9 protein-coding genes and 1 tRNA gene are annotated in these 13,888 nt (G+C 55.7%); 9 read left to right on the plus strand and 1 reads right to left on the minus strand.

Annotated elements, in window-relative coordinates:
• The first annotated feature begins 16 nt into the window (after nucleotides 1-16).
• The 6 genes from gyrA to NF685_RS12365 all read left to right on the plus strand — a co-directional run bounded on the left by gyrA (nucleotide 17) and on the right by NF685_RS12365 (nucleotide 7,260).
• Complete coding sequence (gyrA, locus tag NF685_RS12340) at nucleotides 17-2,821, plus strand: DNA gyrase subunit A (RefSeq protein ID WP_252849858.1); 2,805 nt, start codon at nucleotides 17-19, stop codon at nucleotides 2,819-2,821.
• Nucleotides 2,805-3,332 (plus strand): pantetheine-phosphate adenylyltransferase, encoded by a 528-nt coding sequence (gene coaD, locus NF685_RS12345; protein WP_252849845.1) that lies wholly within the window; start codon nucleotides 2,805-2,807, stop codon nucleotides 3,330-3,332. The genes gyrA and coaD overlap by 17 nt, the downstream gene beginning before the upstream one ends.
• Nucleotides 3,333-3,377: 45 nt before the next feature.
• Nucleotides 3,378-3,851, plus strand: a complete 474-nt coding sequence (locus NF685_RS12350) for a peptidylprolyl isomerase (RefSeq protein WP_222548412.1) — start codon at nucleotides 3,378-3,380, stop codon at nucleotides 3,849-3,851.
• Nucleotides 3,852-3,950: 99 nt separating this feature from the next.
• Nucleotides 3,951-4,026: transfer RNA gene (locus tag NF685_RS12355), tRNA-Lys, on the plus strand.
• Between the two features lie 257 nt (nucleotides 4,027-4,283).
• Nucleotides 4,284-5,681 carry a hypothetical protein gene (locus NF685_RS12360; RefSeq protein ID WP_252849846.1) on the plus strand — a complete coding sequence of 466 codons (1,398 nt, stop codon included), beginning with the start codon at nucleotides 4,284-4,286 and terminating at the stop codon, nucleotides 5,679-5,681.
• A gap of 160 nt (nucleotides 5,682-5,841) precedes the next feature.
• Nucleotides 5,842-7,260, plus strand: coding sequence for a hypothetical protein (locus tag NF685_RS12365; RefSeq protein WP_252849847.1), 1,419 nt, complete (start codon nucleotides 5,842-5,844; stop codon nucleotides 7,258-7,260).
• Nucleotides 7,261-7,271: 11 nt separating this feature from the next.
• Here NF685_RS12365 and NF685_RS12370 read toward each other — a convergent pair whose 3' ends face one another.
• Complete coding sequence (locus NF685_RS12370; RefSeq protein ID WP_252849848.1) at nucleotides 7,272-7,742, minus strand: Lrp/AsnC ligand binding domain-containing protein; 471 nt, start codon at nucleotides 7,740-7,742, stop codon at nucleotides 7,272-7,274.
• Between the two features lie 122 nt (nucleotides 7,743-7,864).
• Between NF685_RS12370 and putA the strand changes: the two genes are divergently transcribed.
• The 3 genes from putA (at nucleotide 7,865) to NF685_RS12385 (ending at nucleotide 13,755) form a co-directional block, all read left to right on the plus strand.
• Nucleotides 7,865-11,446 carry a bifunctional proline dehydrogenase/L-glutamate gamma-semialdehyde dehydrogenase PutA gene (putA, locus tag NF685_RS12375; protein ID WP_252849849.1) on the plus strand — a complete coding sequence of 1,194 codons (3,582 nt, stop codon included), beginning with the start codon at nucleotides 7,865-7,867 and terminating at the stop codon, nucleotides 11,444-11,446.
• A 717-nt stretch (nucleotides 11,447-12,163) separates the two neighbouring features.
• The gene (locus NF685_RS12380; RefSeq protein WP_252849850.1) at nucleotides 12,164-12,781 is read left to right on the plus strand and encodes a hypothetical protein; all 618 of its coding nucleotides are present in this window, start codon (nucleotides 12,164-12,166) and stop codon (nucleotides 12,779-12,781) included.
• Nucleotides 12,782-12,828: 47 nt separating this feature from the next.
• Nucleotides 12,829-13,755 (plus strand): DUF2961 domain-containing protein, encoded by a 927-nt coding sequence (locus NF685_RS12385; protein ID WP_252849851.1) that lies wholly within the window; start codon nucleotides 12,829-12,831, stop codon nucleotides 13,753-13,755.
• The last annotated feature ends 133 nt before the right edge of the window (nucleotides 13,756-13,888 follow it).

Raw genomic sequence — 13,888 nt, forward strand, 5'->3', positions numbered from 1 at the left:
GACCATTGAGGAGGAAATGCGCTCCTCCTATCTCGCCTATGCCATGTCGGTCATCGTGTCGCGCGCGTTGCCGGATGTGCGTGACGGCCTCAAGCCGGTCCATCGCCGCATTCTCTACGCCATGCGTGAAAGCGGCTTTACTTCCGACAAGCCCTACCGCAAATCGGCCCGTGCGGTCGGTGATGTCATGGGTAAATACCATCCCCACGGCGATAGCTCGATCTATGACGCTATGGTGCGTATGGCCCAGTCCTGGTCCATGCGCGTCCGTCTTATCGACGGTCAGGGCAATTTCGGCTCGGTCGATGGCGATAGCCCGGCCGCCATGCGTTACACCGAAGCACGTCTTGCCAAATCGGCGTCCTTCCTGCTCGACGATATCGACCGCGACACAGTTGATTTTCAGCCGAACTACGATGAAAGCGAAAGCGAACCCAAGGTTCTGCCCGCCGCCTTCCCCAATCTTCTCGTCAATGGCGCCTCCGGTATCGCCGTCGGCATGGCGACCAACATTCCGACGCACAACCCCGGCGAAGTCATCGATGCGACGCTGGCCCTGATCGAAAACCCCGAAGCCACGCTCGATGATCTGATGAAGATCATTCCCGGCCCGGATTTCCCGACAGGTGGCATCATCATGGGCCGCCGTGGCATTCGTCAGGCCTTTGAGACGGGCCGTGGCTCCGTGCCCATGCGCGCCCGTGCCGAAATCGAGGATATCCGCAAGGACCGTCAGGCGATCATCGTCACCGAAATTCCTTATCAGGTAAACAAGGCGACCCTGCAGGAAAAGATCGCCGATCTCGTCCGCGCCAAGGAAATCGAGGGGATTTCCGATATTCGCGATGAGAGCGATCGCTCCGGTATGCGTATCGTGATCGAGCTCAAGCGCGATGCGACACCCGAAGTGGTTCTGAACCAGCTCTACCGCTTCACCCAGCTTCAGACCTCGTTCAGCGTCAACTGCCTGGCCCTCGATGACGGCAAGCCCCGCACGATGGGGCTCAAGGACGTGCTGGAAGCCTTTATCCGCTTCCGTGAAGACGTCATCCTGCGCCGCGCACGCTTCGACCTGAACAAGGTGCGCGATCGCGGCCACCTGCTCGTCGGTCTCGTCATTGCGGTCGCCAATATCGATGAGGTCATCGCCCTCATCCGCAGCGCCCCCGATGCCGCCACCGCACGCGAATCCCTGATGGCCCGTGCCTGGAACGCCGCCGATGTGCAGCCGCTCATCGAGCTGATCCATGACGAAGGCAATGTCATTGTCGACGGCAAGGTCCATCTGACTGAAGTGCAGGCCCGCGGTATTCTCGAACTGCGTCTGCAGCGCCTGACCGGTCTGGAGCGTGACAAGATCCAGGGCGAACTGAGCGAAGTCGCCACCAAGATCAACGAACTGCTCGAAATCATCGGCAGCCATGTTCGCCGCATGGAAGTCATGCGTCACGAGCTGCTTCTGGCCCGCGCCGAAATCGCCACGCCGCGCATGACCGAAATTTCGGATGCGCTGGGCGACCAGTCGGATGAAAGCCTGATCGAGCCCGGCCAGATGGTCGTCACCATCACACGTGACGGTTTCATCAAGCGCACACCGCTCGAAATCTTCCGCGCCCAGAACCGTGGCGGCCGTGGCCGTACGGCAGCAGGGCGTCGCGGTGACGATGTGATCGTCAACAGCTTCAACGCCCACACCCATCAATGGGTCATGTTCTTTTCTTCGGGCGGCAAGGCCTATCGCGAGAAAGTCTGGCGCCTGCCAGAGGCCTCTCCCACCGCCAAGGGACGCGCCCTGGTCAACCTCCTGCCCGACCTCGGCACGGATTCGATCACAGCCATCCTCGCTTTGCCGCAGGAAGAGGAGCAGTGGGAAGATCTGCACCTCGTCTTTGCAACAGCCAGCGGCAATGTGCGACGCAATCGCCTGAGCGATTTCAGGAACATCCGTGCTTCCGGCCTGATCGCCATGAAGCTCGATGAGGGCGACAGCCTGGTGGGTGTCGCAACCTGCCGCGAGGGTCAGGACGTGTTCCTTGCCACACGCAAGGCCCGCTCGATCCGCTTCCAGATCACCGATGACACACTGCGTGTTTTCGCCGGTCGTGACAGCTCGGGTGTACGCGGCATTCGCCTTGCCACAGGCGATGAGGTCAATTCGCTCTGCATCCTCAATCACGTCGATGCCAGTGTCGAGGAACGCTCCGCCTATCTGCGTGCGGCCAATGCCAAGCGCCGTGCCGAAGCCGCAGCCAATGCGGCCAGCACCGAGGAGGAGATCGAAGAGATCGCCTCTGACGATGCCGATGAGGCCATCGATGCTGGCGACCTGACACAGGAACGTTTCGACGAACTCGCCGCTCAGGAAGAGATCCTGCTTACCGTTACCGATGCCGGCTTCGGTCGTCGCTCTTCCGCTTACGAATATCGCGTGAGCGGCCGTGGCGGTCAGGGCATTGCCAATATGACGCTCACAAACCCGAAACGCGGTCGTGAAGTCGTGGCCACTCTGCCCACGCTCGATGGCACGGACGTCATGATGGTAACCGATGTCGGTCGTCTCATCCGTGTGCCGGTCTCGCAGGTGCGTGTCATGGCCCGTCAGGCCAGCGGTGTCACCCTGTTCCGCGTCGGTGCAGAAGAACGCGTGACCAGCATCTTCCCGGTTGCCGAATCCGAAGGCACCGAGGCCGATGATGCCGATACCTCCCTTGAGGAGTCGGATGCGGTCGCCGCTGCTACGCAGGGGGACAACCCCGAAGACGCCACAGCATCACACGATACGTCTTCCGATGCGGCAACACCGGATGACAGTGAAAACTGATCACGCCGCGAAGGGAACGCGTGTCGGGTTCTATCCCGGCACGTTCGATCCTTTCACCCTTGGCCATCTCGACATCGCCCGTCGTGCGTGCGGGCTTGTCGACCGCCTCGTGATCGGCGTGGCCCTCAATCCCGGCAAAGCACCACGTCTCTCCGTACAGGAACGTTGCGCCCTGATTGCCGGGACCGTTGCCGATGAGGGGCTGACGCAGATCAGTGTCGTTCCTTTCGAAACCCTCATGGTCGAGGCAGCCCGCGAGCATGCCGCACAGTTCATTATCCGCGGTCTGCGCTCGGAGTCAGACCTCACCAGCGAAATGCCCATGGCGGCCATCAACCGGCGCCTTGCACCCGAACTCGAAACCTTTTTTCTCACGTCACGCGAAGAGCATCGCCTGATTGCCTCCAGCCTCGTACGTGAGCTTCTGGCCTATGGGGGTGATATCCGTCCCTATGTGCCAGAGAATATTGCCCGGTATCTCTTGTCCAGAACGACAGAGAGGCCGACATAGGCCGTAGGGCCCTTCAAGGCCCCGCAAACACAAGGATGGAAGTCAATGTCCGAGACCAATAACCGCCTCGTCATGAAGCTCAAGACCGGCGATGTCGTGATCGAACTCCGCCCCGATATCGCCCCGCTTGCTGCCGAGCGTCTGCGCACCCTTTCCGAGCAGGGCTTTTATGACGGTGTGAAGTTCCATCGCGTTATCGAAGGCTTCATGGCACAGGGCGGCGACCCGACCGGCACCGGCTCGGGCGGTAGCGAACTGCCCGATCTGAAGGCCGAATTCACGCGTGAAGCGAAGTTCGAGCGTGGCACGCTGGGCATGGCCCGCACCATGAACCCGAACTCTGCTAACAGCCAGTTCTTCATCATGTTCCAGCCCACGCCTTCGCTCGACGGCCAGTACACCATTGCAGGCCAGGTCGTGTCCGGCATGGAGCATATCGACCAGATCAAGCGCGGCTCCGGCGCCTCGGGCATGGTGAAAGACCCCGACACCATCATCTCCATGCGCCCGGAAGCCTGATCCAAGGCAAAGCGGCAGCAAAAGCCGCACGAAAACCGACTGAACCCGATTCAGTCGGTTGACGGCCTCTGGCTCATATTGTAGCCAGACGCCTCACGTGAACCGGTAGCTCAGCCGGTAGAGCATTCGACTTTTAATCGAATGGTCGTGGGTTCGAGTCCCACCCGGTTCACCACTCCCCTTCTTAAAATCCGACTACCCATAAAACGCTCGTGCACCATGGTGTCCAAACCATTCGGTGTGCCTTCTCCATGCCATTGATCGGAAAATTCGATCCAGAAATGGCATGGAGTCAGGTCGGACCAGGTGATAATCCAGCCACAGCCAAACTGAAATACCTGATTCTCCTCTGGGAATTACATAACGTTATTGGTTATTTTACTGATTGTACGATGATATTTCCGCCGACTCTCTGCTATGTCGGATACTATCATGCGCATCCTTTATCATCATATTCTGTGCAGAGCCTTTGCTCTTATCGGATCATTCTCGTGTCTCTCTCCTGCTCTGGGTAATCCGGCATCCGGTCCGGTCATACTCGGGTTCGATCGTGATCTGATCCGACATGACAGTCAGACGAATGTCGATTACATCACGGTGCGCGATATCTACGGCATCAAGAATGCGATGGAAGCAGGCGACAGGTCGCGCCTTGAGAGCCTGCGTGCAGTTGTTGCATCGGCAGAGAATGTCCCCGCACTGAGAAAAATGATGATTGCCCTTTGCGATGCTTCTATCGCTCGTGTGGATGGCGATTTTGCCCGTTCCTCGAACATCATCCTGCAGGCTCTTCATCAGGCGGGAAAGCTCGGCGATCTTTCCCAGACCATCAATCCCTTCGTGATCTTGCTGAAAAGCGTCCATATCGGCAATCTCATGCTTATGGGGCGCGTCCGCGACTGGGCAGACGAAACCGAACATATGCAATCCGGTTTCTATGCGCCACTCAGGGCCTATTACAACAAACCGAATCTGGAATTCCGCAATATGGAATTCCTGCGCCTCTCCGTCCCTGCCCGGACCATACCAGATGCCAGTGTCGAGGGACCGTCATCAGACAGCGTCGAGCTGGATCCGACAGAAAGCCAGTTTGGTGACCAGACTGCGATTTCTGCAAAAGCGACTGTACAGATCGATGGCGTTCCGGCAGCCGCCACATTCGGCACGGCAACCATTATCGGCTCGATACCCTTCACCCTGCAACGCGATCATCACTGGCCAATCATTGGTCGCATGGCCGGAAGCAAGGATATCTCCTCTACACCACGCCCTCAAGCTGTCGTTCTGATTCCCTCTATCAGGATCGGGCAAACAGTCCTGACAAACCAGATCATGACCGTCACGCACGCGGAAACCGTGCTTATCGGTCTGCAGCAGCTGACACGTCTGCGTCATCTGACAATTACCAACAGGCATATCAGTTTCGGTCCTGCCGCACCGATCTCCTGCAACCAAAGACCTGTGGTAAGCAGTTTCAGGGCGGGGGTCAGCATGTTTCTGCTCTTCCCCGTGTCCTACGAACGAGGCGACACACAGGGTATCTTAGGTATCGAGGATAATTCCCCCGATATCCTGACGGTCAATCTGGCAAGCTTCGAAGGCAGGATGGCGCATCGCAGTCACGCCGAATATCTCGATACATCCTATGGACCACGTGCCCATGAAACAGTCTCGCAGAACGACACCGTAGACATCGGAGGCAAGAGCCTGCGTTCCACAGTGCGATATCAGATCGGTGACCCTACCGACCTGCCAGTCATTTCGATGGCGGCCCTCAAGACGCTCGATTTTTCACTGGATCTGCCGGAAAGCATGGCCTGCCTGCGCTGAGTACGCCTTGTGCCTGCCTCGTCCGTTCTCCAAACCGGAGCGGATAGATAAATATCGAGCATGCAACCAGAATACTTCTTGCGTATCGATAGGCGGTGAATAGTCTCGACTGCCTGTTCTTTCACCGTGGTAAACATTTATGCGCTGCGAGTTCTTCATAATGACCGTCTACCGCCTGCCAGTTCTCGCAGCCTTCCTGATCGCACAGTTCTTCATCCCTGTCAGTCAGGGTTATGCGGAAACGGCCCCGGGGACGGTCCATTCCCGACCGGGACAGGCGGGGCCAGTCCATTTCTTCGAAACCGACATACTGAACACCGATAAGCGGGGCAGAACGACACTGGCAGTCAGCGATTCACGCGGCATTCTGGATGCGCTGGAAGAGGGAGATACAGACCGCCTCGTCCAGATCAGGGATGCACTCGATGCAAGCGCCGGCCCGGAACCCGGCTTCAATGTCATGCGCAATGCCCTGTGCGATGCTGCCATTGCGCGAACACGGGGCGATCTGCCCCGTTCCAACCGGATCATCCACGATGCCCTGCGTCAGGCTGAGCCCTGGGGCAATCCGGCCCTGAGCGTCAATCCCTTCAATTTCATGCTGCTTACATTATTCGCCGGCAATCTTCTGCTTGAAGACCGTTCAACGGAGTGGGTGCAGGGCAAAGCCTATCTCGACCATTTCTTCCGCTCTCCTCTCAAGGTCCATTATGGCAAACCCGGCCTCGTCTTCAACGATCTCGATCAGGTCATGCTCTCTGCCCGACAGGATGCACTCCCCCGGCTGGAAGCACGGGGCCCGCGGCATGATACTGTCGTTTTCAACCCGTTCCAGACCCTTGTTAACGGCCTTCCAACGGCAACAGCCGGTGCCAGAGTTACCTTGGATGGAGCGCAGGAGAATGCCGTCATCAATACAGGAACCATGCTCGGTTCCGTCCCTGAGAGCCTCTATCAAAGTCATCACTGGCAGGTCATCGGTACCGTCTCACCCTTGCACGATGACACGATTACCTCGTCAAAAGCCCTGCTGGTTCTTGTCCCGAGCCTGACACTCGGGCACACGACCTTCACCAACCAGATCATGCTGGTCACAAAAAGCAGCCATGTCGTCATCGGTCTGCAATCACTGGGCGTGCTGAGCCATATTACCATCACAGACCACGATATGAGCTTCGGCCCAGATGCTCCCTTCTCCTGCAAACGCCATGCTGCCCTGCGGTCGGATATCTCAGGTCTGCAAGCCGGCCTCCTCCTTCCGGTGTCCTATGATGGCAGAACCCGGAAGGCTGTAATGGTGACGGGCGACAATACACCTGAACCTCTCGTCATTCCCGTAAGCAGTCTCTCCGGCCTCAGGGGCACCCCGATCCATCAGAATTTCGAGACAGGCGCAGGCATGATCGGCGAAAACGCCATCATACGTCATGCCACGCTCCATATCGACGGTCACACCGTCAACGCCAGCATACGCTACCGCGTGGATGATACGACCCAACCGCCGGTTCTCACCATGTCGGCCCTTGAAGGAGCCAAATTCTCGTTCGACCTGCACGAAGGTGTCGCTTGTCTGGATTGAGCAAACGGCCTTCAGACCGGCAATTCCGGATCTGCTTTCACCTCTTCCATCACGGTATAGGTATGGGTCTGCCGAACACCCGGCAGACGGGTCAGCGTCTTGCCCAGAAAGGCACGATACGCATTCATGTCCCTTACCCGCGCCTTGACCAGGTAATCGAAACCGCCCGCCACCATGTAGCATTCGCTGACCTGTGGCATGGCCCGTACAGCTTTGGCGAATGATTCGAAAATATCGGCGCTCGTCCGGTCGAGCGTCACCTGTACAAAAACCAGCAGACCCAGATTGACTCTCTCCGGGTCCAGACGCGCCATATAGCTTCTGACGACACCGTTTTGCTCGAGTTTGCGCACGCGCTCCAGGGTCGCTGCTGGGCTCAGATTGACCAGACGCGATAGTTCGACATTGGTGACTCGCCCATCCTTCTGCAGAATTCGCAGTATCTTGCGGTCGATCTCATCCAGCACCATGATTGCCACCATATAATATTCGTTATTATTTTTTTATACAGAACAATCGCTTCTCTCCCCAGCATTCTTCCGTAGCTCATTTGGTCAGACCCGCCGTAAGGGATCATAAACAACCAGCAACGATATGGCTCTCGATGAACGCTTCTTTTGCCGCCTTTCGCATGATCACCCCTGAACGTTCGCCCCTCAGACAGGCGATCACGGATCACACCCGCGCCCCCGAAGCCGAACGGGTCGCCATCCTTTCCGGTCAGGCTGCACATACGGCAGAGCAGGAACAGCATTCACGCACCACAGCCCGCAAACTGGTCGAGGCCCTGCGTCGCAACGGTACGCCCGGTCTCGTTCAGGGCCTCATCAGAGAGTACGACCTTTCCTCGCAGGAAGGCGTAGCCCTGATGTGCCTCGCCGAAGCATTGCTCCGTATTCCGGATACAGCCACGCGTGACGCGCTGATCCGCGACAAGATCGCCAGCGGCAACTGGCAGGGACATATACGCAAAGGGACGCCACTTTTCGTCAATGCCGCCACATGGGGACTGATCGTCTCCGGTGGCTTCCTTTCCACCACCCAGACACGCCGCCTTCCCCAGACGCTCGATGCGCTGGTCAAGCGCTGTGGCGAACCCGTCATACGTCGTGGCGTGGATATGGCCATGCGCCTGATGGGCGAGCAGTTCGTCACAGGCCAGACCATCGATGAAGCGCTGAAAAACGGTCGAAAGCTGGAAGCAAGAGGCTTCCGCTATTCCTATGACATGCTGGGCGAAGCCGCGATGACGGCAGAAGATGCCGAACGCTATTATCGTGATTACGAGACAGCCATCCATGCCATTGGCAGAGCGGCCAACAAGCTTGGCGTGTATCGCGGGCCCGGCATTTCCATCAAGCTCTCAGCTCTTCATCCACGCTACGCGCGCCTCCAGCGTGATCGCGTCATGGCAGAACTCCTGCCGCGCGTGACGAAACTCGCCCATCTCGCCTGCTCCTACGATATCGGCTTCAATATCGATGCCGAAGAAGCCGATCGTCTGGAGCTGTCACTCGACCTGCTCGAAGCGCTGTGCTTCGACGAGGCGCTGAAGGACTGGAAGGGTATCGGTTTCGTCGTTCAGGCCTACCAGAAGCGCGCGCCCTTCGTGCTCGACTGGATCATCGATCTCGCTCGACGCAGCGAACATCGTCTCATGGTTCGTCTGGTCAAGGGCGCCTATTGGGACAGCGAGATCAAGCGGGCCCAGACCGACGGACAGAGCGATTTCCCGGTTTATACGCGCAAACTGCATACAGACATTGCCTATCTGGCTTGCGCGCGAAAACTGCTGGATGCTCCCGACGCCATCTTCCCGCAATTCGCCACCCATAATGCCCAGACGCTTGCCAGCATCTATGCTTATGCCGGCCCTGATTTCTCGATTGAGAAATACGAATTCCAGTGCCTCCACGGCATGGGCGAAGGGCTCTATAACGAGGTCGTCGGCCCAGACAAGCTCAACCGCCCCGTTCGTATCTACGCGCCAGTCGGCACCCATGAAACGCTTCTGGCCTATCTGGTACGACGCCTCCTCGAAAACGGAGCCAACTCCTCTTTCATCAACCGCATCCAGGACCCAGCCGTTCCGGTCGAGGATCTGATCGCAAGCCCGGTCACGCTCGCCCGGCGTGAAGGCACCCATTATGCCGTGACCCTGCCACCTGCGCTTTACGGCGCTGAGCGCAACAACTCGCGTGGCCTCGACCTGTCGGATGAAAACACGCTACGCCATCTGGCCAGAAGCTTTCTCGATACGACGACGCAGCTGTCTCATGCCGAGGGGGAAAGCAAGGGTGAAGCAATTACCAATCCGGCCAGCAGGACCGATATCGTCGGTCATATCGCTTTCCTCACCCCCGAAGCGATAGACGAAGCCATAACACGCTCCGCAGCAGCCTTCCCTCTATGGCGTGATACGCCCCCGGACCACCGGGCAGCATTGCTTGAAAAAACGGCAGAGGCGCTTGAGGCGGAAACGCCACGTCTTATGGCGCTCATCATTCGCGAAGCTGGCAAGACGCTGGCGAATGCTGTGGCAGAGATACGCGAAGCTGTCGATTTCCTGCGCTATTACGCAGCCCAGACGCGACAGTTCGGGCCTGCGGCCAGCCCTCTCGGTCCCGTAGCCTGCATCAGCCCGTGGAATTTTCCGCTCGCTATTTTCATCGGTCAGGTCTCGGCAGCCCTCGCTGTCGGCAATACGGTTCTCGCCAAACCAGCTGAGGAAACGCCGCTTATCGCCAGAGAGGCGATCGACCTGATGCATAAGGCTGGCATTCCGGAAGATGTCGTACAGCTCATCCCGGGCGATGGCCGCGCTGGCGCACAGATCGTCGCCGATGCACGTGTCACTGCCGTCCTCTTCACGGGTTCGACCGATGTTGCGCGCCTCATCCAGCGTCAACTTGCCGGCAGGCTCAATGAAGACGGATCGCCTGTTCCGTTCATCGCCGAGACAGGTGGTCAGAACGCCCTGATCGTCGATAGCTCCGCCCTGACCGAACAGGTCGTGACCGATGTGCTCGCTTCAGCGTTCGACAGTGCAGGCCAACGATGCAGCGCCCTGCGTCTGCTCTGCGTGCAGGAAGACAGCGCAGACCGTCTTCTGACCATGCTCAAGGGCGCCATGCAGGAACTGCGTACCGGCACACCTGAGCGTCCCGACACCGATATCGGCCCTGTCATCAGCGCCGAAGCCCGGAAGATGATTGCCGACCATATCGTCGCATTCAAGGAGAAGGGACACAGAGTCTTTCAGTCTGCGCTCTCACCCGAAACCGATCAGGGCACATTCATTCCTCCCACCCTGATCGAGATCGACGCAATTTCCGATCTGAAAAAAGAAGTTTTCGGACCCGTCCTGCATGTCCTTCGCTACAGACGCGAAGACCTGACCGAAGTGATGTCCGCTATCAATGCGACCGGTTACGCCCTGACCTTCGGTGTCCATTCCCGTATCGACGAGACGATCGAAACGCTCAAGGCACAGAGCCATGCAGGAAATGTCTATATCAACCGCAATCTCGTCGGTGCCGTCGTGGGCGTTCAGCCTTTCGGCGGGCATGGTCTTTCAGGCACAGGCCCTAAAGCCGGTGGGCCACTCTATCTACGGCGCCTGCTGAACCAGCGCCCGTCTCTGCCTGCCGACTTTCTGCACCCCGTTCCTTCTGACGCGAGACTGTTTGCTGACTGGGTAGCCACCGCTCTGCCCCATCTGAGCATCGAGCGCGATGAAACAACATTGCTCGACACCGCGCTTTCTCTCTCTGGACCTGTCGGTGAAACGAATATCTACCGTCTGGCTCCGCGCGGAACCGTGCTGTGTGCCGGACCGACCCAGGCAGATCTCTGCACACAAATCCTCGCCGCATTGAACACGGGCAATCGATGCGCCATATCTCCGACCCTGATGGAGACGCTCCCTGAATTCCCCCCGGGCTTTCAGAACCGGATCGTCACCTTAACGCCCAATACCCACATCGACGTGGCCCTGGGCAATGGCGATGCGCAGTTCACAGCGGCGCTGAGCAAGGAACTGGCTGACCGCGCAGGCCCGATTATTGGGCTGCATAGTCCGGAAGTGTCTGGGTGTTATCCGCGCGAATGGCTGGTGCTGGAATACGCATGCAGCACCAACACGACGGCGGCTGGCGGCAATGCGGCCCTGATGGCGCAGGTCTGAGCGAGCGACCTGCCGCACCGATCTGCGGCAGGTCATGGCAGATCAGCAATAAAATCAATTACTTGCCATAAATATGATATATGAATATTTTTAATATGACTTCGATGAGAAGATATCCGTAAGTATTACACCATCATAGAAATAGAAAATACAATAAACATCGCATAAACAAGTTTCAGTTCGGAGAATTATCGCAAGGCCAATCGCACGATAATTATATTTTATATAATATCATATATATTACATTCACCACACCGAAACATTCAATATTAATCATTAATAAACTATACCGATTCTAGATGAGAAACATTTAGCAGATTCCTGTTGACCAATCAAAAATTACAACACTAGAAAGGTTTCAGTAATCTAATAATATTTTCACATGCAATCTTGCGTCCTCGAGGTATGAAAAAGACAACGATTAGGGCGGAGAATATGAACAAGAACTGCTTCGTGATTCCAGTTAATCTTCCAAAAATTAATTGGTTGATATCTTTCCTGAACTCCATTGAGGTCCATAGCAAGAGTTTTCCTTTTGATATAATCATCGGCGCCTCAGACGAAGAAGAATACCGAAGATATGCGCGTCTTATACCGTTCATGTCACGTGGACCTAAGATATATATTATCGACATATCTCGATATATAAGAGAGACGCTTAAATCGAATGAAATATTCGATCGATATATACACAATGCAGACGGATGCATTGTTAATTTGAAAAAGTTTATTCTACTCAAATGGGCGGTCGACCACGACTATGATCGTATCGCAAGTGTGGACGGCGATACATTGGCAATCAGAGACATGAGTGATGTTTTCGATGCCATGCACAAGAACTATCAAAAAAAGATTCTTGTCGGATCAAGTTTTCATCATAATGATGTATCTCATATAACCACACAGTGTCTGCGTCATTTTGACGAAAACCTTCAATACAAGCTCAAAAACAGTGATGGACACTTCATCTATACATGGTTCTTTGATGCGCCTTACATGGAAAGAGAAGATCTCATAGAGTTCTTCGATTACATGAACCATAGATATGGATCTCTACAAGATTGGCTAAAAATAATAAACAGAGATGATTTCGAGCATCAGATATTCCACTACTGGATGTATCTATACAAGAATTGCACCATTTTTGATACCAAATATATTACAGGCCACCTAAAACCGGAAACATACCTCTACACACACCTGCTATCCATAAACAATATTGAAAATTATTGTCCGGTATGGGTCTACGCTTGGGAATTCATGCACCAGCCAGACATCGTTCATGGCCTGCCCAACATATTTATGCTCAGTCATTTTGATCGTATGTTCCTATGAACAGAAAACATGCGCGGATCCTCACGTGTCTTATTTTCGGAATACCTGTGGCTCATGCTCGTGCGCAAACCATCTGGTCGGCACATTGGGAGCGCGTTGACGTTGGACCAGGACAAGATCTTTCCTTAACTGATCGAAAAGATGAGGCAGGCGTCGTGCGCCTCATCAACATCGCACTTGCGGGTGACGGACCGGACGTCGATCGCTCGATTATTTACTTCAACGTAGACAACGAGCAGGTACCAAGCGTCGCCCTTTCAATGGGACTCTCAGGCACATACGGAGCAAATCGCTTCCATTCAAGGTTTACGTCGTGCTCAAGTTCGATCGGACGCTTGGGTTGTACGCTGTCGCCCCAGGTTCCTTACCGCCATGCACTCCATGTCTTTTTCCACAATGGCGGCAAAAAAACCTTGCGGTTATGGGGATGGTTACAGGGAGAAACAACTCTCGTTTCTGGTCCTACAGAGTTGTTGCATACCATCAGCGGTGGAGACCAATATGAAGGACAGATAAAGGTAAAACCTTATCAGGAAATCACGCTTCTTGATGTTGATGGACCCGGACGTTTCGCCGGTCTTCAGTTTTTCATGGATCGACATAACAACAAGTCAGGAACGAACGAAAACTGCGTGGAAGGCAATTTCCGTTATTACATCGACCATTCCCAACAGCCTCAATATGAGTCGTCCGGCACGGAAGACTATTTCGGTTCATCGTTCAACTTCCAGGATGCACCGTTTGCTAGCGACAGTTTTGGCGTTTTTTTCAATCGTTTTTCGGGCACCAGCGGTCCGCAAGCTATCGACGATCAGGTATCTGCCTGGCGTTGGCATTATGACGATCCTGTGCATTTTGATCATCATCTGCGTGTCACATGGCAGTGCGGCGATATTGGAGGCCCTGAGATTCCTGTCTCACCAGCTGGAATAGCATGGACGGCTTATTACTATCTGTCCCGCCCGAAGCCGTGAGTGTGATCTGCTGATCTTGTCTCTGTGAGCACCCTCCCCAGCTTCAGACGCAAAAAAGCCCGCTTGTTTAAGCGGGCTTGTGTTTGGTTGCGGGGGCAGGATTTGAACCTGCGGCCTTCAGGTTATGAGCCTG

This window comes from Asaia lannensis NBRC 102526 (assembly GCF_024054035.1).
In the GTDB taxonomy this organism is placed as follows: Bacteria; Pseudomonadota; Alphaproteobacteria; order Acetobacterales; family Acetobacteraceae; genus Asaia; species Asaia lannensis.